Source organism: Streptomyces sp. NPDC024017, assembly GCF_040638895.1.
Classification (GTDB): Bacteria; Actinomycetota; Actinomycetes; order Streptomycetales; family Streptomycetaceae; genus Streptomyces.
In genome coordinates, this window is sequence record NZ_JBEZYZ010000013.1 from 279,201 (window position 1) to 301,016 (window position 21,816).

Genomic DNA, 21,816 nt, shown 5'->3' on the forward strand with positions numbered 1-21,816 from the left:
AGGCCGGCATCTAGCCGTGCCCAGGCCCGAAGACCCCGACCGGCACCTCCGCCACAGCTACGCCGCAGCCCAAAGGCCGAGCCCGGTGACTCAGCCGTAGCTACGCCGAGCCCGAAGACCGCGATGGCCCCTTCGCCACAGCTGCATCGCGACCCGAAGACCGCGACTGGCGCCTCAGTCATAGCTGCGTGCCGGGGCGGGCCCGAGGGCCGAGGCGATCGCGTCGGCCAGCGTGTCGATCTCGCCCCCGTCGAGCGTCGAGACGGTGACCCGGACGCCGGGCGGCGCGTTCAGCCGGAAGCGGGCTCCGGGGGCCACGGCCCAACCGGCGTGCAGCAGCCGGGCGACGGCGCCCGTCTCGTCCGGCACGGGCACCCACACGTTCATGCCGCTGCGCCCGTGCGCCGCGACCCCGCGCCGCTCCAGCGCCCCGATCAGCGCGTCCCGCCGCCGCCCGTACGAAGCCGCCACCTCGGCCGTGTCCACCGCGCCGTCGGCCCACAGCCGCACCAGGGCCCGCTGCATCAGCCGGCTGACCCAGCCGGGTCCGAGCCGGTGCCGCCCGCGGACCCGGTCGACGGTGACGGCGTCCCCGGTGAGCACGGCGAGACGCAGATCGGGGCCGTAGGCCTTGGCGGCCGAGCGTACGAACGCCCAGTGCCGGGTGACCCCGGCCAGGGGGTGCAGGGGCAGGTCGACGATGCCATGGCCGTGGTCGTCCTCGATCAGCAGGACCTCCGGGTACTCACCGAGCACGGCTCGCAGGGCACGCGCGCGGGGGGCGCTCACCGCGGCGCCGGTCGGGTTCTGCGCCCGGTCCGTGACGATCAGGGCCCGCGCCCCGGTCTCCAGGGCCCGGCGCACATCCTCCGCGCGGGGCCCCTCGTCGTCGACGCCGACGGGAACGGTCCGCAGCCCGAGCGCGGGCACGAGGTCGAGGGTGCGGCCCCAGCCGGGGTCCTCGACGGCGACGGTGTCGCCGGGCTTGAGGTGGGCCGCCAGTACGCGTTCGACGCCGTCGAGGGCACCGGAGACCACGGCGAGCGGCCCGTCCGGCACCCCGTCGGCGTCGAATCCGGCCCGCGCGAGCCGGGCCAACTCCGGTTCCACGGGGGTGTCCCCGTAGAGCACGGGCGCCCGGTCGCCCTCGGCGGCGGCCGCCCCGAACGCGGCCGCGAGCGGCGGCAGCAGCGCCGGGTCCGGATTGCCCTGCGCGACGTCCCGCACGCCCTCGGGGATGTCCACCCTGAAGTGGTCCCGCCCAGTCGTCGCCGGGGCGGGCCGCACCCGGCTGCCGCGCCGGCCCGCGGTCTCGATGACTCCGCGCTCGCGCAGGGTCCGGTACGCGGCCGCGACCGTATTGGGGTTCACCCCCAGCCGCTCCGCCAACTCCCTCATGGGAGGCAGCAGTTGACCGGGTCTCAGCTCACCGGCCCCCACCGCTCGCTCGATGCTCGCGGAAATGTCCGCTGCGCGACGCCCACTGATCGGATACTCTCCTAGCACAAAGCCAATTATGCACTAGTGCAATGGAGAGCGCCATGCAGGGGACCGCGCAGACGCCGCCGCAGCCCGACACCGCCTACACCCCGACCGATCGCACCGTCCCCACCCGTTCCCCGGACCGGGCCTCGTACGACAAGGAACTGGTGCACGCGATTCTCGACGAGGCCTACGTCTGCCATCTCGGGTTCGTCCGCGACGGAGCGCCGGTCGTGCTGCCCACGCTGTACGCCCGGGTCGGAGAGCGGCTGTACGTGCACGGCTCGACGGGCTCGCGTCCGCTGCGGGCGGCCGGTCAGGCCGACCCGGGCCTTCCGGTCTGCCTGACGGTCACGCACGTCGACGGTCTGGTCCTGGCCCGTTCGGCCTTCCACCACTCGATCAACTACCGCTCCGTGGTGGTGCACGGCGTCGCCCACGACGTGACGGACCCCGAGGAGAAGCGGCAGGCCCTGGACGCGCTGGTCGACCACGTCGTGCCCGGCCGCTCCAAGGACTCGCGCCCGGCCAACAAGAAGGAGCTGGCCGCCACCGCCGTGATCCGTCTGGATCTGGACGAGGTCTCCGCGAAGCTGCGCACCGGGGGCGTGAACGACGAACCGGAGGACCTCGCCCTCCCCCACTGGGCCGGCGTCGTCCCGGTGCAGCGCGCCTACGGCACGCCGCTCCCCGACCCGGGCCTGGCCCCTGGCACCGAACTGCCCGGCTACCTCACGGCCCTGTGATGCTGATCCACCCCTGGGACGCACCTCGCGACGACAGCGAATGGCAACAGTGGCTGGCCGGCCGCGACTTCGGCCAGCTCGCCGTCAACGGCCTGCCGGGCGAACCGCCCCACGTCCAGCCCCTGCACTTCGCGTACGAACCCGGGCGCGGCGAGATCGTCACCCACCTCGCCCGTCCGAACCCGCTCTGGCACGCGCTGGAGGCCCACCCGGACGTCCTGCTGAGCGTGGTCGACGACTACGTGTTCGTGCCCGGCCCCTGGCAGGCCGCCCCGGACGTGCCGCCCGAGCACGGCACCCCGACCAGCTTCTACGCGGCCGTCCAGCTCCGCTGCCGCGCCCGCGTCGTGGACGACCCGGCGGAGAAGGCCGCGCTTCTGAACCGCCAGGTCGACCACTTCCAGCCGCGGGGCGGCTCCGCACGGGCAGCGGCGGGCGAGGCCCCGTACGGCAGGATGCTCGCCGGCATCCGGGGCCTGCGCCTCGAAGTGACGGACGTACGAGCCAAGTTCAAGTACGCCAATCACAGGCCGGCCGAGGTCCGGGGCCGGATCGCCGCAGAGCTCGCGGCCCGCGGCGGTCCGGGCGACGCGAGGGCACGCGACCACCTCCTGCGCAGACAGCAGGCGTAGGCCGCGAGGCCCCCGCCCTACACGGCCATCACCGGCTCCTCGCCCGTCCGCGCGGCCCGCGTCTCCTCCACCGCGAGGCCCGCCACCGAGCCCAGCATCAGCAGGGTCCCGGCCAGCGTCGCCGCCGTGAGGTGCTCGCCGAGCAGGACGACGGCGAGCACCGCCGCGCTCACCGGTTCGAGCAGCATGATCACCGAGACGGTGGCGGACCGTACGACGGCCGCGCCCGCGAAGTAGAGGCCGTAGGCGAGCGCCGTGGGGACGGCGGCGACGTAGACCAGCAGGAGCAGAAGCCGGCCGGGCTGCTCGGTGTGCGGCAGCAGTCCCTCCGCCAGGGCGAACGGCAACAGGCACAGGCTCGTGACGGCGAAGGCGCCGACCGTCGAGCGAGCGGCGTCGACCTCGCCGTCGCGGCCCCACCGGCGGGTGAGCAGCGTCATCACGCTGTACCCGGCCGCGGACAGCAGCGCGAGCAGCACACCCACGGGGCGGACGGTCGCGCCCCCGCCTCCGAGGACGAGAACCGCGAGCCCGGCGAGGGCACCCACGACGGCGACGGTGCCACCCCGGCCCAGGCGCTCGGCCAGGGTCAGCCGGGCGCCGAGCGCGATGAGGACGGGCCCCGCGCCCAGGGTGACGACGGTGGCCACGGCGAGGCCGGTGGCGGAGACGGCCGCGAAGTACGCGGTCTGGAAGACGGCGAGGCCGATTCCGGTGACCCCGGCCCGCAGCGCCCGGCGCCCGAGCGGCTCCCACACGGGGGTTGCGGCGCCCGGCCGCAGCAGGCGCACGGCGAGCAGCAGCACGAGACCGGCGGCGCAGCGCCAGAAGGAGAGGGCGACAGGTCCCATGTCACTGGCCCGGTAGACCAGGGAGGCGGCCGCGCCCGCGGTGCCCCAGGCGGCACCGGCGACGATCAGATAGAGGAGGCCTCGCCCGATGGGCAGGCCGGATGCGGTGTTCGACACGTGTTCTCTCCGCAGACGCGCACGACGCGCCGCACGCGAGTGGCGGCCGGTGCGCGGAAGTTCGGCAAGAACCCCGGATCAGTCGGGATCAGGGGTCCACGGACTTCGTCTGCGGGCAGCACCGTTCTGCGCGGCGGCGAATCGCCGGGCGCGGTTTCCGGAGGGCCCGCCTCAGGCGGCCGGAGGCGGAAGAACGAGTGCGTTCGAAGGCATGATCGGCAGCCTATGCGGTCGTCCCGGGGCTGGACAATTCCCTTTCCGGGCCACCCCCGGCGACCGGCCGGTCGGAGCCCTTCACGGGCGTGGAGGACTGAGCGATGAACGCGCCGGCCAGCACGATGACGCCACCGGCGATCTGGGGTGCCGACAGGTGCTCACCGAGCAGGACCCAGGCCAGCACGGTGGCGATGACCGCTTCGAGGCAGGCCACGACACCGGCGACCTGCGGGGAGAGCCGCCGCACGGCGACCACACCGGTGACGTACGCGACGACGGTGGCGACGAGGACGATCCACGCCAGCAGCACGACGGCCGCGACGGGCGTGCCGTCCATGCGGGCGGTGCCCGTGAGGACCGACCAGTCCATGCTCCAGGGCCGGGCGACGACGGTCAGTACGGCCGCCCCGACGAGCAGGCCGTAGGCGATGACACCGAGCGGATCGGGCGCCTCGTCCCCGGCGTCGCTGCCCTGGTCGGACAGGACGAAGTAGCCGACCTGGCAACAGGCCGCACCGAGCGCGAGCAGCAGCCCCAGGGCGTCGAAGCGCAGGCCCGACCACACCTCGACGACACAGGCGAGTCCGCCGACCGCGAGCACGACACCGACCGCGGCGGCACGCGTCACGGGCCGTCGCTGCACGAAGCGCACCCAGCCCAGCACCAGCGCGGGCGCCAGGTACTCGATGAGCAGCGCCACCCCGACGGGGATCCGGGAGAGCGCCGCGAAGTAGCAGGCCTGGACGCCGGCGACGGCCAGCAGCCCGAACCCGGCGAGCAGCCCGGGTCGCCGGCGCAGCAGCGCACGATGGCGCACGGCGAGCGGCAGCATCACCAGGGCCGCCCCGGCCACCCGCAGCCACACCACGTGCAGCGGGTCCAGGCCCGCCTCGATCAGCGGCTTCGCCGCGACTCCGGATCCGCCGAAGGCCACCGCGGACACGAGCGCGAGGCCGAGCCCCACGCCCCTGCCGCGCCCGCTCACGCTGCTGTCAGAGGTACGCACCGGCACATGATGACAGGCCATGACAGGAGCGTCATCCCCTATGGCACCTGTCTCACAGCCTGGACGGGGCGATTCGACCCCCCGGGTCCGGCTCGGGGCGCTCCCGCTCAGTGGGTGGTTTCGCCGCACTCCCGGGTGATGCCGGACCAGCCGGCGAGCCGGGCGAGCACCTCACGCGGGTCGATGCCGGCCCGTTCGAGCACCTCGACCGCGCGCGCCTGCGGGTCGACGACGATCGCCGCGAGGAGGTCGGTGCCACGGGCCGGTCCGCCGCGCTCGGCGGCGCGTTCGCAGGCGTACTCCATGGACGCGGCGGCGAGCGGGGAGAAGCCCGCCGTCTCCGTCACCACGGGGACGGAGACGGAGTCCTCGACACCGCTCTGCCAGCGCAGGCCGTATCCGATGCTGCGCTGAACGAGATAGCCGAGCAGCCGGGAGATCTGCGGCCCCTCGCCGAAGACGGCACGCGCCTCGGGGTCGGACTCCAGCAGCGAGTGGAGCAGATGGGCGGTGTCGATCTGCCGGTCCCCGTCCCGGACGGCCCGGCGCCGGGCGCCGCCGACCACCGACGCCAGCTCGTCACTGAGCCTGGCATCGTTGTCCACGCGCTGAATGCCGAGCTCATGGGCCGACTGCCGGGGGAAAGGGGGTTGCACATCCCCTACCCCATCAGCCCCGCCGGCCCGGGTCATCCCCGGAGGGAAGCATTCTCGCGTCCCACAGAAAGTGGACTCCCCGACCGCAATCTCCTCCTTGCGGAGGAGATCAGGCAGATTCGCACGAAGACCTCGACGTGGCTGACAGTTCGTCAGTATTGAACATTGCGGCCGTCACGGCTACGTTCCGCGACACCCAGCCGACACGAAGAGGTGGTCGCATGGCCGAAGTCAGCGCGGAGGCACGCATCGGGGCGCCGGCCGAGAAGGTGTGGGCGAGGCTCACGGACTGGTCCGCGTACGGCGAGTGGAACGCGACCCACACGAGTTTCCCGGCAGGCGGCCCGGAGCCCCTGGCAGTGGGCGCGACGTTCCAGGAGAACATGCGGCTCATGAATTTCCCGGCCGAGGTGGCCTGGACCGTCGAGGAACTGGAACCGGCGCGTGTGCTCGCCATCCGCGGCAGGGGCCCGATGGCGGTGACCGTCGCGACGCGCTACACCCTCACCCCCGACGGCGACGCCACGACGGTCCGCATCGACGGTGAGTTCACGGGCGCGACGGTGTCCCTGATGGCGGGCAAGCTCAAGGACTCGGCCACGGCGGCCCTGCACGAGTCGCTGCGCAGACTGACCGGGCTGGTGACCTGACACCCCGAAACGCCGAAGCGCCCCCGGACCGCTCCGGGGGCGCTTCTCCTCCTGCGAGGTTCAGTCCTCGTCGGCGAGGATCAGATACAGCTTCTTGCGGGCCTCGTTGATGACGCCGAGCGCCTTCTCCCGCTGCTCCTTGCTGCCGGTCTTCCAGACCTGGCCGAAGGCCTCCATCAGACCGAAGCCGGCCTGGCGGATCTCACCGAGGGCCTCCCAGTCGACCCCGCGGGAAGCCTCCTCCCAGGGCGCCTCGGGCCCTTCCCCGGCAGCCTCGCGGCCCGCGTCGGTGAGCGAGAACAGCTTCTTGCCGCCCTCGGACGCACTGACGATCAGCCCCTCGTCCTCCAGCAGTTGGAGGGTGGGGTACACCGAGCCGGGGCTGGGCTTCCAGGCCCCGCCGCTGCGCTCGGCGATCTCCTGGATCATCTCGTAGCCGTGCATCGGCCGGTCCTTCAGCAGGGCCAGGATCGAGGCGCGCACGTCACCGCGCCGTGCCCTCCCCCTTGGCCCCCCGCGCCCTCGTCCACCCCAGGGGCCCGGGCCGAAGCCCGGTCCACCGGGCCCGCCCCAGCCGGGGCCACCGTGGCCGCCCGGCCCGAACGGACCGAAGGCCGCACGCAGCCCTTCGAAGCCGCCCCGACCGTGGTGCGGGCCGCTGTGTCCATGTCCACGCTCGAATCCGTGGGTACGCATCGCAACCACTCTCCATTCCATCGTTGATCTGTCGCGATGCTTCAACGATATATCGGTAACACTCGCCTGACAAGACCCGGCTCGCGGGGCCCGCCCGGCAGAATCGGGCCAGCGCTCTCGAATTGGCCTTGGCCTGCGGCTTCGCGGGAGCCCTAGCGTCGCGGCATGCGGATCCGAATCGTCGACGCCTTCACCGATCGCCCCTTCTCCGGCAACCCGGCCGGGGTCCTGCTCCTGACCGGCGCGGACGCCTTTCCGGACGACACCTGGCTGCAGAACGTCGCCCTGGAGGTCAACCACGCCGAGACGGCCTTCGCCCACCCGCTCCCCGAGGGCGCCGAGGCCGACTGGGCGCTGCGCTGGTTCACGCCGGCCACCGAGGTCGCGATGTGCGGCCACGCCACCCTCGCCACCGCCCACGTCCTGCACACGACCGGCGCCCACGAGGGCCCGGTGCGGTTCGCCACCCGCAGCGGCGTCCTCGTCGCCACACCCGCGGGGGACGGCTCCGTCACGCTGGACTTCCCGACGGCCCCGCTCACCCCGGTCGATCCGCCCGGCGGCCTCGCCGAGGATCTGGGCGCCGAGCCGCTCACGGTCCTCGACACCGGCCCGAACGTGGGCGACCTGCTGGTCGAGGTCGCGGACGAGAAGACGGTGCTCGGCCTCAGCCCCGACCTGAGGGCCCTCGCCGCCCATTCCGAACGCGGCGTCATCGCCACGGCCCGCGCGCAGGACCCGGGCCTCGGCTACGACTTCGTCTCCCGCTGCTTCTTCCCGAACGTCGGCATCGACGAGGACCCGGTGACCGGCAGCGCTCACACGGCGCTCGCCCCGTTCTGGTCCGAGCGCCTGGGCCGCCCCGACCTCACCGGCCTCCAGGCCTCACCCCGCTCCGGCCGCGTCCGCACGGAGCTGCGCGGCGACCGCACCCTGCTGACCGGCAGGGCTGTCACCGTCATCGAGGGCGAGTTGCTGGCCTGAGAACAGCGAAGGGGCGTACGACACCGTCGTACGCCCCTGACCTCATCACGTCACGCCGTCGGCAGCCAGCCCACCTTGCCCGCCAGCAGCGCGTACCCGACGAACGCCCCGATGTCGAGCAGCGAGTGGGCCACCACGAGCGGCCCGACGCGCCCCCAGCGGCGGTAGAGACAGACGAAGACGACGCCCATGACCATGTTCCCGATGAAACCGCCGATGCCCTGGTAGAGGTGGTACGACCCGCGCAGTACGGAGCTGCCGGCCATGGCGGCCGCCGGGGTCCAGCCCAGCTGGCCCATGCGGCGCAGCAGGTAGCCGACGACGATCACTTCCTCCAGCACGGCGTTCTGGATCGCCGAGAGGATCAGCACGGGGTACTTCCACCACACCGCCGGCAGCGCCTCGGGCACCACGGTGAGGTTGAAGCCGAGGCCGCGGGCCGCCAGGTAGAAGGCGATGCCGGTGCTGCCGATGACCGCCGCGATCGCCGCGCCGCGGCCGAGGTCGGGCCAGGGGCGGGTGCGGTCGAAGCCGATCGTGCGCAGGCCCGCCCCCTCGCGCAGCAGGAAGTGCGCGACGAGCGCGACGGGTACCAGCGCCGTGGTGATCCCGAAGAGCTGCCAGGCGAGGTCGAGCCAGGGCCGGCCGGGCGCGGCCGAGGCGTTCATCGTGGCGGCCTGGTCCTTGAGCCCGCCCGGCTTGGTGACCGACCCGATGAAGCTGATCAGTGCGGACACCCCGCTCGCGCCCAGCGACAGCGCGAGGACCAGCAGTGTCTCGTTGCGGAGCATCCTCCGTGAGAGCCCCTGCTGGGGAATGGAATCGACCACCGGGCTCGCCTCCGCCTGCACACCTGCCTCCACTTCACCGACCTGTCGGATCAGTATGGCGGCAGCAGGATGTCACCCCGCGGCGGCGTCAGCCCAGCGACACCGGCTCCGGCAGTCCCACCGGCCAGCTGTGCACCGGGTCCCCCTTGTGCATCAGCTCGCGGTAACGCCGGGTCGTGGCGGCCAGCGCCTCGTCCCGGGAGAGGCCCGTGTCCAGTGCCGTGTGGAAGGTGGCGGCCTGCCAGCTCGCCCCGTTCACCCTGCGCCGGCACCGCTCCTCGATCACGCCCAGGTACAGATCACGGTCGGCCGGCTCGACACCCCAGGCGTCCAGGCCGGCCTCGGCGAGCGGCAGCAGTTCGTCGCGGATCAGGTTCACCGCGTCGACCTCGGTGGTGCCGCTGTACCGGCCGCGCCGGGGCCAGGCGAGGCGGGCGTCGATGCCGTCCTTGCACGCGGCGTCGAAGTTGGCGGCGGCCGCCTCGAACGGCAGCCGGGTCCACACCGGCCGGGACTCCTCGGCGAGGGCCCGGACGACCCCGTAGAAGAAGGCCGCGTTGGCGATGACGTCGATGACCGTGGGCCCGGCGGGCAGGACGCGGTTCTCCACACGCAGGTGGGGGACGCCGTCGGCGATGCCGTAGACCGGGCGGTTCCAGCGGTAGATCGTGCCGTTGTGCAGGACGAGTTCGGCGAGCGACGGCGTGCCACCCTGGTCGAGCACCCTCAGCGGGTCCTCGTCGTCACAGATCGGCAGCAGGGCCGGGTAGTAGCGCAGGTTCTCCTCGAAGAGGTCGTACGCCGAGGTGACCCAGCGCTCTCCGAACCAGGTGCGCGGCCGGACGCCCTGGGCCTGGAGCTCGGGCGGGCGGGTGTCGGTGGACTGCTGGAACAGCGGGGGCCGCGACTCGCGCCACAGCTCGCGGCCGAAGAGGAAGGGCGAGTTCGCGCCGACGGCGATCTGCGCGGCGGCGACCGCCTGGGCCGCGTTCCACACGTCGGCGAAGCGGGCCGGGGTGACCTGGAGGTGCAGTTGCACGGAGGTGCAGGCGGCCTCGGGCGCGATGGACTTCGAGGTGCAGCTCAGGTGCTCCACGCCGTCGATGTCGAGGGTGAACTCCTCGCCGCGGGCGGCCACGATCTGATCGTTGAGGAGGGTGTACCGGTCGACGTCGGAGAGGTTCGACGACACCAGGTCGTCACGGTCGAGAGTCGGCAGAATACCGATCATCACAATACCGGCGTCGACCTCGCCTGCTTTTCGGTCGGCATATGCCAGTGACGTACGGAGTTCCTCCGCGAGACGGTCGAATACCCGGCCCCCCAGACGATGTGGAGGGATGTTGACTTCCAGGTTGAACATGGCGAGTTCTGTTTGGAAGTCGCGACTCGCGATGCGTTCGAGGACTTGCCCGTTCAACATTTTCGGCATGCCGTCGGCGCCCGCGAGATTCAATTCGATCTCCAGCCCCATGAGGTTCTTGGGGCGATCGAACCGCTTCTCCGCCAGGAGTCGCTCCAAGCCCGTCAGACACTGACGCAGCTTGTCGCGGTAGCGCTGGCGATCGGACAGGTCGAACCGGCCTGCCACGACCTTCTCCCCCATTGAAGCGTCCTTCCTCGGATGGTGCAGGCCGGGATCCGGCCGCCGGGGTCCCGGTCAGGTGGAGGATGCCCAGTGAAAGCGATCGATAACGTCCCGGGCGGACCCGTCGGCCGCTACGCTGGCCATGTGTGACCGGTGGCACATTCACTCGGCATGACGCACAGGACTGTTTCGGGCCCCGGCAACTCGTGAAAAACGCCGACGAGAATGGGCCGACCGGTCCGCGGGCATTCGCCGAGGTCATCGACGCGCACCCCAGTCCGGAATCGGGATAATTATCGCGTATCGCCGACCGAATGTACCCTTGTTCTACTCACCGGAAACGGCTAGACGAAACACAGTCTGAACCCGTGTCGTATAAACTTTGCGAACAAGGCAGAAGGTTGGCGCCCACGGTCGATGGGTCCTGCCGTCGAGGCGACGCGGACCCCACCCCCCTCTCGTTCTCATGACCCGGCCCCTGCCTCTCTGACCCTCGTGAGCTGACAGCGCCGTCCGCCCCCGCCCTCGCGCCACCGTGCCTTTGAATGAGAGGCGACCCACCATGCCGCTGCATGTCCCTCCGGCTCCCGCGCCCGCACTCCGTTCCGTCCTCACTGCGCTCTCCTCTCCCACCGCGGTCCGCGAAGCACGAACTCCCTCCCTGCTCGGCACCCAGGGACCCGCCACCCCCGAGCTCCCGCTGCCCGTGCACGTCCTCGACCACGTCACGGCCGAGGGCGTGTCCGCGACCCGGCTGGCCGGGTGGCGCTTCCTGATCCGCTGCGGCGACCGCGCCGTGGCCGCGGCGGAGACCATGCTGACTCCCGACGGCTGGGCCTTCTCGCACTTCTTCGAGGGCCCGTACATCACCTCCACCGAGCGCGCCCTGCGCCAGGCCGAGGCGATGCCGCAGCCGTACCAGCCCCGCCTGCTGTCGGTGCCCAGCCTGTACATGCTGACGCTCTGGCTGCACGAGGACTGCACCGCGGACGGCGCCACCGGCCACCCCGCCGCCACCGACCTGCTCGTCCCGCTGGCGCCGGCGCCTCCCGGCATCGCGGCCCACCGCCCGCACCGCGTCGCCGAACTTCTCCCGGTACTGACCCACCGGGCGGCTCCCACCAGACTGCTCGGCTCACCCGCCTGAAGCGCCGCCCAGTTCCCCGCACCCCGTCGCCGAATTCCGGCGGCGGGGTCGCTCATTCACCACCATGCCGCTCGCACGATCGCTTTATCGCTCACACGATCGCTCGTACGAGCATGCAATAGCTCGTACGAGCCGGAAATGTCGCCGACCCGAGCGGACTAGCCCCATTCGGCCACTGCGAACCACCCGAAGGGACAGCCCAGTTGGGATGAACCGTCCGCGCGGGTGATGCGTCATGAACCTGTGAGAAGCGGTGCCGCGAAATCCCTGCGGATCGACGCCCGTGGGGCAACACTGGGTTCCGACGACTTATCACAACGGGGGGCGGCCATGAACGACACTTCTAGCCGCGGAACAGACACGACAGCCGACTCAGCCAGCTCAGTCTCATCGTCCATCTCGACCCAGCGAAAGATCCCACCCATGTGCCAGCACCAGACCCAGTGCCCCTCAGCCGACTCCGCCGACCGGGAATCCGCCCGCCTCGTGGCGCACCACCCGGAGCAGGGATGGAGCCTGCTGTGCAACGGCGTGGTGCTCTTCGAGGACACCGGCGAGCTGCTGCCGGACGGCCGGGCCATCGCCCCGCACCGTCCGCTGGCCGACCAGGTGATGACGGCCGCCTGAGGCCGCCCGGCGGGGTGAGGCCTCCGCCGGCAGACAGGAGGGGCCGGCCGCGGGACACCCTGCGAACCGGCCCCGACGCATGTCCGGGCGGCGTCACTCACCGTCACCTCCTGCGACGTCCCGTTCCCGGCTCGCACGCCTTCCCACGGATGCCCGTTTTCCGGAAGACTCCTGGAAGTTTCGCGGTCACCCGTCGACGGAGGTGGGGCAAGTGGGAGCACGTGGGGCCGACGCCGAGGGCAAGGTCACGATCACGGAGATCGCCCGGCAGGCCGGCGTGTCCGTACCGACCGTGTCCCGGGTGGTGAACGGCCGGTCCGACGTGTCGCCGCAGACCCGGGCCCGGGTCGAGGACCTGCTGCGCCGGCACGGCTACCGCAAGCGTCCCGCGGCCCCGGGCGCCCGTGCCGCCCTGCTCGACCTGGTCTTCAACGACCTCGACAGCCCCTGGGCCGTGGAGATCATCCGCGGGGTCGAGGAGGAGGCGCACGCCGCCGGGGTCGGCACGGTGGTGTCGGCCATCCACGGGCGTTCCGGCGACGCCCGCGAGTGGATGCGCAACCTGAGGGCCCGCGCCTCCGACGGCGTCATCCTCGTGACGTCGGCCCTGGATCCGACACTGCACGCGGAGCTGCGGATCCTCGGCGTGCCCCTGGTGGTCGTCGACCCGGCGGGCTCCCCCGCCCTGGACGCCCCCACGATCGGCGCCGCGAACTGGTCGGGCGGCATGGCGGCCACCGAGCACCTGCTGTCCCTCGGCCACCGCCGGATCGGACTGATCGCCGGCCCGCCCCGCCTGCTGTGCTCCCGGGCCCGCCTGGACGGCTACCGCGCGGCCCTGGAGGGCGCCGGCATCACGATGGACCCGTCCCTCGTCGTCCCCGGTGACTTCCGCCCCGAGTCCGGGTTCACCGCCTGCACCACCCTGCTCGACCTGCCCGAGCCGCCGACCGCCGTGTTCGCTGCCAGCGACCAGATGGCACTCGGCGCCATCGAGGCACTGCGCCGGCGCGGGCTGCGGGTGCCGCAGGACATGAGCGTGGTCGGCTTCGACGACCTGCCGGAGGTCCGCTGGTCGGCCCCGCCCCTGACGACGATCCGCCAGCCCCTGGCCGAGATGGGCAAGCTGGCCGTGCGCACGGTGCTCCGCCTGACCCGCGACGAGCAGCCGGACTCACCACGGGTGGAGCTGGGCACCGACTTGGTGGTAAGGGCGAGCACCGCACCCCCGGCGTGACCTCCACCGCGAGGAACGGCGCCCCACCACCCCCTGTCCGGCAGGGCGCCGCCCGCCCTCGCTACCTCCCCCCGAGCGCCTCGCGCAGCGCGAAGTACGCCGGCTTCCGCCGCAGTTCCTCGTCCCACGGCAGGGCCGCGCCCTCGCCCGGGAAGAACGCCGGAATCCACGAGTACTTGTCGGTGTAGTCCCACAGCGTGATGCCGACGCACCGGCGCACCGCCAGGCACGCCTCGGTCACGTCGGCGTACCACTCGGCCTGCTGCGCCAGCTTCTCCTCGGTCGCGGGCAGTTGCATCCGTATGTCGACCTCGGTGAGCGCGGTGTCGAGGCCGAGCCGGGAGAAGCGGCGGAGGTTGTCCTCCAGGGTGGTCGGATAGCCGTACTGCAGAGCCAGATGGGCCTGCAGGCCGATGCCGTGCAGCGGGACACCCGCGGCCTTCAGCTCCTTGGCCAGCCGGTAATAAGCGTCGCTCTTCGGGCCGATCCCCTCGATGTTGTAGTCGTTGAGGTACAGCTTGACCCGCGGATCCGCCTGGTGCGCCCAGCGCAGCGCGTCGGCGATGTAGCCGGGCCCGAGCGTCTTGTAGAAGACCGACTCCCGGTACGTACCGTCCTCGTTGAACGCCTCGTTGACGACGTCCCAGGCGAACACCTTGCCCCGGTAGTGCCGTACCTCCGCCTGGATGTGCTTCTTCAGTACGGCCCTCAGCTCCGGGGCCGTCCACTCCCTGCTCGTGAGCCACTCGGGCAGCTGGCTGTGCCAGACCAGGGTGTGGCCGCGTACCTTCTGCCGGTTGGCCCGGGCCAGGTTCACGATCTCGTCGCCCTGGGAGAAGTCGAACACGCCCTGCTGGGGTTCGGTCGCGTACCACTTCATGCCGTTGCCGGGCGTGATCTGGTCGAACTCGCTGCCGAGCAGGGCCGTGTACGGCCCGTCCACCAACTCGGGGTTGTCGGTGGCGCTGCCGAAGTAGCGGCCGTGCCGCTGGGCGAGGTCGGCGAGGGTGGGCTGCTGGTGACTCGCCTGGGCGGGTGTGCCGGCGCCGATGCCGGCGGCGACCAGGAGCGCGGCGACGGCGCCGGCGAGTCTCAGACGGGTGGTGCGCATGGTGCGACTCCTCACGACAGGGGGGTGGGTAGAGCCGTACGTTCGCGGCGTGCGTCAGCCCTTGGTGGCGCCGGCGGTGAGGCCGCCGACGAGCTGACGCTCGGCGACCGAGTAGAAGGCGAGGGCGGGGACCATGGCCAGCACCAGGTAGGCGAAGACCTTGGCGTACTCCGCGGAGTACTGCCCCTGGAACTGCTGGACGCCGATCGGCAGCGTCCACCACTGCGCGTCGGTGAACACCAGCAGCGGCAGGAAGAAGTTGTTCCAGCTGGTGACGACGGCCAGCACGGAGACGGTGCCGAGCGCGGGCCGGGCCATGGGCAGCAGCACCCGCCAGAAGAAGCCGAACGAGCTGCACCCGTCGAGCGTGGCGGCCTCCTCCAGCTCACCGGGGATCTGCCGGAAGAAGCCCCGCAGGATGATGATCGTCATGGGCAGTCCGAAGGCGGCCTGCGGAAGGATCACGCCGAGGGGGTTGTCCAGCAGGCCCAGGGAGCGCAGCAGCAGGAACAGCGGCAGGGCCGCCACCGCGAACGGGAACATCAGTCCCATGGTGAACAGCGTGAACAGCGCCTCCCGGCCCCGGAAGGCGAACCGCGCGAAGGAGAAGGCCGACAGGGCGGAGACCGCGACGATCAGGACGGTCGTGCCCACCGCGATCAGCGTGCTGTTGCCGATCAGCCGCCAGAAGTCACCCGAGCCGAGGATCTGGGTGTAGTTGGAGGTCACCCACGACTCGGGCAGACCGACCGGGTTGCGGGAGAGCTCGTCGGTGGTCTTGAAGCCGGAGAGCGCGGCGTAGAGCAGGGGGACGGCCATGACCGCGCCGACGACGGCCAGGACGAGGTGCAGGCTCCAGGTCTTCCTGCCCCCGCGGGTTTTCCGACTGGTTGTCACTTACCGTCACCCCGCATGGTCGTGGTGGCCCCTTCCAGGTCGCGCCGGAGGACGAACCGCTGGTAGGCGAGGGCGAAGACGAGGCTGATGCCGAACATGACCACGCTGATCGCGCTGGCGTAGCCGACCTGGTAGCGCTTGAAGCCGTACTGGAACATGGTCACGGCCATGGTCTCGGAGTGGTGGTCGGGGCCGCCCGCGGTGGTCACCCACACCAGGTCGAAGAGCTGGATCGACCCGATGACCGCCAGGAACACGCTGATGCGCAGGGTGGGCGCGAGCAGCGGCAGGGTGACGTTGCGGAACCGCTGCCAGGCACTGGCGCCGTCGATGAGCGCCGCCTCGGTCAGTTCCCGGGGGACGGCCTGGAGTCCGGCCAGGTACAGCATCATGTGGAAGCCGAAGTACTTCCAGGTCATGACCAGGAAGACGGTCGCCATGACGGTGGACGGATCCGCGAACCACTCCCCGCCCAGCCCCTCCAGCCCGATCCTCCCGAGGACCTGGTCGGCGAAGCCGTCGTCCGGGGCGAAGATCATGCCGAAGAGGATTCCGGTGATGGCCTCGGACAGGACGTACGGGGCGAAGAACAGCATCCGGTAGACCGCCCGGCCGCGCATCCGCTGGTTGAGCAGGACAGCCATGGCGAGCGCGAACGGCAGCTGGATGGCGAGCGACAGCACCACCAGGAGCAGGCAGCGCCAGAGGTCGCCGAGGAAGACGTCGTCCTGGAAGAGCCGGCTGAAGTTCTCGCCGCCGATGTAGTCGGAGGGCATGCCGAAGCCGCCCCAGCGGAAGAACGCGGCGTACAGGGCGAACAGCATCGGCAGCAGCACGAGCCCCATGAACAGCACCAGGGCGGGCAGTTGGAATCCGACCGCGGTGAGCCAGTGCAGTGCGCGTCGCCGGCCCCGCCCCGTGGGCCGGTCCGCGGCCGGGGGCGGGGCACCGACGCCGGGGCCGGTCCGTTTGTCCGGCAGGAACGTGGAGGTCATCGCCGACTACTGCTCTTCCTTCGCGGTCTTCGTGATCGACTGGGCGACCTGCCCGGGCGACTTGGACCCGGCGATGAGCGCGGCGACGCTGTCGTTGACCTCCTGGCCGACGGCGGGCGCGTACGCCTGGTCGAGGTAGAGCTGGAAGCCGGTGGCTGCCTTCAACTGGGCCTGTACCGCCTTGATGTTGGGGTCGGCGATGGCGCTCTCGGCCGCGGGGACGACGGGCAGGACGCCGGTCTTCTTGACCAGCTCCAGGTCGGTGGCCTCGGACGCGAAGAACTTGAGGAAGTCGACGGCCTCCTGCGGGGCGCCCCGGCGCAGGGCGTGTCCGCCGCCGCCGCCGAACACCTCGGTGATGGTGCCCTCGCCGCCCTCGACCGCGGGGAAGGGGAAGAAGCCCAGGTCCTTGCCGAGGCCCTTGCCCGCGTCGGCCTGCACCGTGGGGGCCCACTGGCCCATGAGCTCCATGGCCGCCTTGCCGTTGCCGACGGCGGCGGCCTGCCCGGTGGGCGTGGAGTAGGCGGCGCCCAGGAAGCCCTTCTGGAACGGCTTCAGCGCGACGAGCTCCTCCAGGTGCTCGCCCGCGGTCACGAAGGGGGCGCCGGTGAAGTCCTTGTCCTCGTAGGCCTTCTGCAGCGCTCCGGCGCCCGCGGTGCGCATCGCCAGGTACGCCCAGTAGTACATGCCGGGCCACTTCTCCTTGCCGGCCAGTGCCAGCGGCGTGACGTCGGCGGCCTGCAGCTTGCGTACGGCGTCCAGGAAGCCGTTCCAGGTGGTCGGGGGCTCGGCGATGCCGGCCTTCTTGAAGAGCGCCTTGTTGTACCAGAAGCCGATCATGCCGATGTCGAACGGAATGCCGTAGACCTGGTCGTCGAGCAGATAGGGCTCCTTGGCGACCGGGAGCAGGGCGTCGCCCCACGGTTTGGTCCTGTCGGTGAGGTTCTCGACGAGCCCGGCGTCGACCTGCTGCTTCAGTACGCCGCCGCCCCAGGTGTGGAAGATGTCGGGCAGCTTCCCGGAGGCGGTCAGGGCCGTCATCTTCGACTTGTAGGCGTCGTTCTCCATCTGGACGATCTTTATCTTGACCTTGGGGTTCTGCGCCTCGAACTTCCGGGCGAGGGCGGCCCATACGGTCTTGGACGGCTCGGTGGTGGAGATGTTCCACCACTCGATCGTGGTCGTCCCCGACGACCCTCCGTTCGAGTCCCCGCCGCATGCGGTCAGTGTCGTCATCCCCAGACCGGCCGCGGCGGAGGCCGCCATGAAGCCGCGGCGGGACAGTGCCGGGTCGCCCATCATGCGCTCCTCGAAAGTTTCGAACGTGATCCAGAAAGCTTCGCTGCTGCCGAACCCTAGAGACAGCGGCTAAACGGTGGCAACCCCTTGTACACAGTGAATCTTTTATCAGGACGAGAACCCGGGGCGATGACGAAACATTCGGGTTCTCAGACGAACGTTACGAAGTGAACCCGGTCGCGATCACGCAGGGTGTCCACCCACGAACTGTGCACCGGCACCGCTCTCCCCCGCGGGCAGAGCCGTCCCATGCGCTCTCAGCTCGCGTTTTCACACCTGCGGCCGCCCAGGCCGCCAGTCTTAACGGAAGCTTGACGCGCACAGCCCCCTCATTCATGGGCCACCGCATCACGCTCCGCATACGCTGATCGGGCCGTCCAGTGATGGCCGGAACCACGCTGAGCCGCACATCGGGAGCACGTCGATGGCCACCACCGAGCACCCGGCACCGAGCCGTCCGGAGCCCACTCCACCCAACCGTCTGCGCGCCTGGATGCTGGAGGGCCTGTCCGACATGGGCAAGGGCGGCGGCCACACCGGGCCCCACGCCGAGCTGGAGCCCCCGCACCGGGGCCAGCGCTGGTGGCGGGTGATGTGCCTGACCGGCGTCGACTACTTCTCGACCCTCGGCTACCAGCCGGGCATCGCGGCCCTCGCCGCCGGACTGCTGTCGCCGATCGCGACGATCGTCCTGGTCGTCGTCACGCTGGCGGGCGCCCTGCCCGTCTACCGCCGCGTCGCCGAGGAGAGCCCCCACGGCGAGGGCTCGATCGCGATGCTGGAGCGGCTGCTCTCCTTCTGGCAGGGCAAGTTGTTCGTGCTGACCCTGCTGGGCTTCGCCGCCACCGACTTCCTCATCACCATCACCCTGTCGGCCGCCGACGCCTCCACCCACCTCGTGGAGAACCCGCATCTGACGGGTGCCCTGCACGACAAGCAGATGCTGATCACCCTGATCCTGGTGGCCCTGCTCGGCGCGGTGTTCCTCAAGGGCTTCCTGGAGGCGATCGGCGTCGCGGTCGCCCTCGTCGGGGCCTATCTCGCGCTGAACCTGGTCGTGGTGGTCGTCGGCCTCTACCACGTCGCCACCGCGGGCCATGTGGTCACCGACTGGTCGAGCGCCCTCACCACCCAGCACAGCAACATCCTCGCCATGATCGGCGTCGCCCTGCTCGTCTTTCCGAAACTGGCGCTCGGCCTCTCCGGGTTCGAGACGGGCGTCGCCGTGATGCCGCACGTCAAGGGGGACCCGGACGACACGGAGGCACGGCCGACCGGTCGCATCCGTGACACGAAGAAGCTGCTCACCACGGCCGCGCTGATCATGAGCGTCTTCCTGATCACCACCAGCTTCATCACCACCCTCCTCATTCCGGAGAAGGAGTTCGAGGCGGGCGGCCAGGCCAACGGCCGCGCGCTCGCGTACCTGGCGCACGACTACCTCGGCAACACTTTCGGCACCGTCTACGACGTCTCGACGATCGCCATCCTCTGGTTCGCCGGCGCCTCCGCGATGGCCGGCCTGCTCAACCTGATGCCGCGCTATCTGCCCCGCTACGGCATGGCCCCGCACTGGGCTCGCGCCGTGCGGCCCATGGTCATCGTCTTCACGCTGATCGCCTTCCTGGTCACCTGGATCTTCGACGCCGACGTCAACGCCCAGGGCGGTGCCTACGCGACCGGTGTGCTGGTCCTCATCAGCTCCGCGGCGATCGCGGTGACCATCGCCGCCCGCAAGGCGAGGCAGCGGAACTGGACCATCGCCTTCGCGGTGATCTCCGCGGTGTTCCTCTACACGACCGTGCTCAACGTCATCGAGCGCCCGGACGGTGTGAAGATCGGCGCCTGCTTCATCGCCGGCATCATCCTGGTCTCCCTGCTGTCACGGCTGGCCCGGGCGTTCGAGCTGCGCGTGACCGGTGTGACGCTGGACGACATGGCGGAGCGGTTCGTCCGGGACATGGCCAGCCGCCGGATACGGTTCATCGCCAACGAGCCCGACCGGCGCGACATGGCCGAGTACCGCGACAAGATCGAGCAGATCCGGCACGACAACGACGTGCCCGGCCAGGAGGACTTCGTCTTCGTCGAGGTGACGGTGACCGACCCGTCCGAGTTCGAGGCGGGCCTGACCGTACGCGGGGAGGTGCTGCACGGCCGCTACCGCGTCCTGACGCTGGAGTCGTCCTCCGTCCCCAACGCCCTGGCCGCGCTTCTGCTGCAGGTCCGCGACTCGACCGGCTGCACCCCGCACATCTACTTCGAGTGGACCGAGGGCGGGCCCTTCGCCAACTTCCTGCGCTTCTTCCTGTTCGGCCAGGGCGAGGTCGCCCCGGTGACCCGTGAGGTGCTGCGCGAGGCGGAGCCGGACCGGAAGCGGCGGCCGAGGGTGCACGTGGGCTGAGTCAGGCCGTCGCGCTCCTCCTGCCGAAGACCTTGCGCGGCGGGCGCACCACGACCTGCCCGTAGTGGATCTCACCCGTGATCCGTACCCGCAGCAGGACAGGGGCCTCGACCGGCCGACGCGCCTTGATCTCGGAGTAGTTCATGACCAGGCCGCCGGTGTCGACCACGACGCCCGGCCGGGTCAGCAGCTTCAGGGCTCCGGCACGCAGGTCCAGGTCGATGTCCAGGGTGTCGTGTGTGATCACCGCGTCGGTGAAGTCGAGCGTCACCTCACCCCACGCCGAACGGATCTCCAGCCGCCGCGGCACCACCCAGGCGTCGTCCCGTCGCGTCGATGCCCCCTCCTGCTGGATCCGGACGACGTCTTCGGCACCGACGGGTATCCCACCGGCCATCGCGGGCAGATCCGCCGTCACCACGGCGAGCTCGCCCACCGTACGGGCGGACAGCGCGATCTCCAGCCGCTCCTCGAGCTCCTCCAGGGTGAGCCGTCCGTCGCCCGCGGCGACGCGCAGCACATCCACGGTCCGGTCCCGGTCCGCGTGCGACGCCCTCACCTCGGGCGGCGATCCGCCGGTCCGCGCCAACTCCGCCGCCATCACTCGACCCCGATCCCCCGGGCACGGCACCCGGTCAACCAGCCGAAGACTAACGCTATATCGCGTTATACCCAACGGCCAACCCCGCATCCGCCGTTCCCTTCCCCCGCCCCTATCGTGACCGGCATGCAGTCCTACACGATCGGCCAGGCAGCACGGCTGCTCGGCGTGAGCCCGGACACCGCCCGCCGCTGGGCGGACGCGGGCCGCATCACGACCCACCGCGACGAGGCCGGGCGACGGCTCATCGACGGGCGGGACCTGGCCGCCTTCTCGGTCGAACTCGCCCGGTCCGGCGCCGCCGAGGAGGACGCCCCGTACACCTCGGCCCGCAACGCCTTCCCCGGCATCGTCACAGCGATCAAACTCGGCGACGTCGCCGCCCAGGTGGAGATCCAGGCCGGCCCGCACCGGCTCGTCTCCCTGCTCACCCGCGAGGCGGTGGAGGAACTGGGCCTGGAGGTCGGCATGGAGGCGACGGCCCGCGTGAAGTCGACGAACGTCCATATCGACCGCGTCTGAGCCCGGGGGCGACAGCGGCGTCGACCCAAAAGCACACATCCCCGGCCCGACGCCCCCACCGGGCTACCGTGCACCCATGAGCCTGAGCATCCGCAACCAGCTCCCCGGCACCGTCACCGCCGTCACCCCGGGCGAGGCCATGGCGACGGTCAGGGTCCGCCTCACCGGCGGCCAGGACCTCACCGCGGCGATCACCCGCGAGGCCGCGGACGACCTCCGTCTCGCTCCGGGCACCGCCGTGCGCGCCCTGATGAAGTCGACGGAGGTCTCCCTGGCCACCGCGCCCGTCGAGGGCCTGTCGATCCGCAACCAGCTCCCCGGTACGGTCACGGACATCGCGGCCGGTGAGGCGATGGCGTCGGTCCGCGTCACGGTCGAGGGCGGCGAACTGACCGCCGCGATCACCAGCGACGCGGCGCAGGACCTGGCCCTGTCGCCCGGGATTCCCGTCGTCGCCCTGATCAAGGCGACCGAGGTGTCACTCGCCACCGCATGACGAGAGGGGCCCCGCACGAGCGGAGC

General features: G+C 71.2%; 22 protein-coding genes. 10 read left to right on the top strand and 12 right to left on the bottom strand.

The features are described 5' to 3' along the window. Positions 1-174: 174 nt before the first annotated feature. Complete coding sequence (locus AB0G20_RS32055; RefSeq protein WP_361308452.1) at positions 175-1,506, bottom strand: aminotransferase class I/II-fold pyridoxal phosphate-dependent enzyme; 1,332 nt, start codon at positions 1,504-1,506, stop codon at positions 175-177. A 35-nt stretch (positions 1,507-1,541) separates the two neighbouring features. Here AB0G20_RS32055 and AB0G20_RS32060 point away from each other — a divergent pair, with 35 nt between their 5' ends. Then, positions 1,542-2,228, top strand: a complete 687-nt coding sequence (locus AB0G20_RS32060) for a pyridoxamine 5'-phosphate oxidase family protein (protein ID WP_361308454.1) — start codon at positions 1,542-1,544, stop codon at positions 2,226-2,228. After that, complete coding sequence (locus tag AB0G20_RS32065; RefSeq protein ID WP_361308456.1) at positions 2,228-2,860, top strand: FMN-binding negative transcriptional regulator; 633 nt, start codon at positions 2,228-2,230, stop codon at positions 2,858-2,860. The genes AB0G20_RS32060 and AB0G20_RS32065 overlap by 1 nt, the downstream gene beginning before the upstream one ends. Before the next feature lie 17 nt (positions 2,861-2,877). On the opposite strand, the gene AB0G20_RS32070 is transcribed toward AB0G20_RS32065, so the two are convergent. The 3 genes from AB0G20_RS32070 to AB0G20_RS32080 all read right to left on the bottom strand — a co-directional run bounded on the left by AB0G20_RS32070 (position 2,878) and on the right by AB0G20_RS32080 (position 5,742). Further along, the gene (locus AB0G20_RS32070) at positions 2,878-3,828 is read right to left on the bottom strand and encodes an EamA family transporter (RefSeq protein ID WP_361308458.1); all 951 of its coding nucleotides are present in this window, start codon (positions 3,826-3,828) and stop codon (positions 2,878-2,880) included. A gap of 223 nt (positions 3,829-4,051) precedes the next feature. Then, positions 4,052-5,056, bottom strand: a complete 1,005-nt coding sequence (locus AB0G20_RS32075; protein ID WP_361308530.1) for an EamA family transporter — start codon at positions 5,054-5,056, stop codon at positions 4,052-4,054. A gap of 101 nt (positions 5,057-5,157) precedes the next feature. Beyond that, positions 5,158-5,742, bottom strand: coding sequence for a Clp protease N-terminal domain-containing protein (locus AB0G20_RS32080; RefSeq protein WP_361308460.1), 585 nt, complete (start codon positions 5,740-5,742; stop codon positions 5,158-5,160). Positions 5,743-5,927: 185 nt separating this feature from the next. Here AB0G20_RS32080 and AB0G20_RS32085 point away from each other — a divergent pair, with 185 nt between their 5' ends. Then, on the top strand, positions 5,928-6,356 hold the full coding sequence (locus AB0G20_RS32085; RefSeq protein WP_361308462.1) for an SRPBCC family protein: 429 nt from the start codon (positions 5,928-5,930) through the stop codon (positions 6,354-6,356). A 60-nt stretch (positions 6,357-6,416) separates the two neighbouring features. Here AB0G20_RS32085 and AB0G20_RS32090 read toward each other — a convergent pair whose 3' ends face one another. Continuing rightward, positions 6,417-7,052, bottom strand: a complete 636-nt coding sequence (locus AB0G20_RS32090) for a PadR family transcriptional regulator (RefSeq protein WP_361308464.1) — start codon at positions 7,050-7,052, stop codon at positions 6,417-6,419. A 165-nt stretch (positions 7,053-7,217) separates the two neighbouring features. Between AB0G20_RS32090 and AB0G20_RS32095 the strand changes: the two genes are divergently transcribed. Further along, positions 7,218-8,036, top strand: a complete 819-nt coding sequence (locus AB0G20_RS32095; protein ID WP_361308466.1) for a PhzF family phenazine biosynthesis protein — start codon at positions 7,218-7,220, stop codon at positions 8,034-8,036. 50 nt (positions 8,037-8,086) lie between these two features. Here the strand turns inward: AB0G20_RS32095 and AB0G20_RS32100 are convergent, their stop codons facing one another. Beyond that, positions 8,087-8,887 carry a type II CAAX endopeptidase family protein gene (locus AB0G20_RS32100; protein ID WP_361308532.1) on the bottom strand — a complete coding sequence of 267 codons (801 nt, stop codon included), beginning with the start codon at positions 8,885-8,887 and terminating at the stop codon, positions 8,087-8,089. 67 nt (positions 8,888-8,954) lie between these two features. After that, positions 8,955-10,472: a glutamate-cysteine ligase family protein gene (locus AB0G20_RS32105; RefSeq protein ID WP_361308468.1), complete on the bottom strand. Its 1,518-nt coding sequence runs from the start codon at positions 10,470-10,472 to the stop codon at positions 8,955-8,957. A gap of 544 nt (positions 10,473-11,016) precedes the next feature. Between AB0G20_RS32105 and AB0G20_RS32110 the strand changes: the two genes are divergently transcribed. The 3 genes from AB0G20_RS32110 to AB0G20_RS32120 all read left to right on the top strand — a co-directional run bounded on the left by AB0G20_RS32110 (position 11,017) and on the right by AB0G20_RS32120 (position 13,465). Continuing rightward, the gene (locus AB0G20_RS32110) at positions 11,017-11,601 is read left to right on the top strand and encodes a hypothetical protein (RefSeq protein ID WP_361308470.1); all 585 of its coding nucleotides are present in this window, start codon (positions 11,017-11,019) and stop codon (positions 11,599-11,601) included. Between the two features lie 423 nt (positions 11,602-12,024). Further along, the gene (locus AB0G20_RS32115; protein WP_361308472.1) at positions 12,025-12,228 is read left to right on the top strand and encodes a DUF5999 family protein; all 204 of its coding nucleotides are present in this window, start codon (positions 12,025-12,027) and stop codon (positions 12,226-12,228) included. 211 nt (positions 12,229-12,439) lie between these two features. Then, complete coding sequence (locus AB0G20_RS32120) at positions 12,440-13,465, top strand: LacI family DNA-binding transcriptional regulator (protein WP_361308474.1); 1,026 nt, start codon at positions 12,440-12,442, stop codon at positions 13,463-13,465. A 61-nt stretch (positions 13,466-13,526) separates the two neighbouring features. Here the strand turns inward: AB0G20_RS32120 and AB0G20_RS32125 are convergent, their stop codons facing one another. Genes AB0G20_RS32125 through AB0G20_RS32140 form a run of 4 tightly spaced genes read right to left on the bottom strand, consistent with a single transcriptional unit; the run spans position 13,527 to position 17,767 of the window. After that, the gene (locus tag AB0G20_RS32125; RefSeq protein ID WP_361308476.1) at positions 13,527-14,576 is read right to left on the bottom strand and encodes an endo-1,4-beta-xylanase; all 1,050 of its coding nucleotides are present in this window, start codon (positions 14,574-14,576) and stop codon (positions 13,527-13,529) included. A gap of 54 nt (positions 14,577-14,630) precedes the next feature. Further along, entirely contained in the window at positions 14,631-15,473 is an 843-nt protein-coding gene (locus AB0G20_RS32130; RefSeq protein WP_361308478.1) for a carbohydrate ABC transporter permease, read from the bottom strand. Then, positions 15,470-16,468, bottom strand: coding sequence for a sugar ABC transporter permease (locus AB0G20_RS32135; RefSeq protein ID WP_361308480.1), 999 nt, complete (start codon positions 16,466-16,468; stop codon positions 15,470-15,472). Before AB0G20_RS32135 ends, AB0G20_RS32130 begins: the two co-directional genes overlap by 4 nt. A 6-nt stretch (positions 16,469-16,474) precedes the next feature. After that, entirely contained in the window at positions 16,475-17,767 is a 1,293-nt protein-coding gene (locus tag AB0G20_RS32140) for an extracellular solute-binding protein (RefSeq protein WP_361308534.1), read from the bottom strand. 424 nt (positions 17,768-18,191) lie between these two features. Here AB0G20_RS32140 and AB0G20_RS32145 point away from each other — a divergent pair, with 424 nt between their 5' ends. Continuing rightward, positions 18,192-20,171: an amino acid transporter gene (locus AB0G20_RS32145; RefSeq protein ID WP_361308482.1), complete on the top strand. Its 1,980-nt coding sequence runs from the start codon at positions 18,192-18,194 to the stop codon at positions 20,169-20,171. Position 20,172: 1 nt separating this feature from the next. Here the strand turns inward: AB0G20_RS32145 and AB0G20_RS32150 are convergent, their stop codons facing one another. Continuing rightward, on the bottom strand, positions 20,173-20,772 hold the full coding sequence (locus tag AB0G20_RS32150; protein ID WP_361308484.1) for a DUF1707 domain-containing protein: 600 nt from the start codon (positions 20,770-20,772) through the stop codon (positions 20,173-20,175). A gap of 126 nt (positions 20,773-20,898) precedes the next feature. Here AB0G20_RS32150 and AB0G20_RS32155 point away from each other — a divergent pair, with 126 nt between their 5' ends. After that, positions 20,899-21,294: a helix-turn-helix transcriptional regulator gene (locus AB0G20_RS32155; RefSeq protein WP_031143201.1), complete on the top strand. Its 396-nt coding sequence runs from the start codon at positions 20,899-20,901 to the stop codon at positions 21,292-21,294. 76 nt (positions 21,295-21,370) lie between these two features. Continuing rightward, positions 21,371-21,790, top strand: coding sequence for a TOBE domain-containing protein (locus tag AB0G20_RS32160; protein ID WP_361308486.1), 420 nt, complete (start codon positions 21,371-21,373; stop codon positions 21,788-21,790). Positions 21,791-21,816 lie beyond the last annotated feature (26 nt).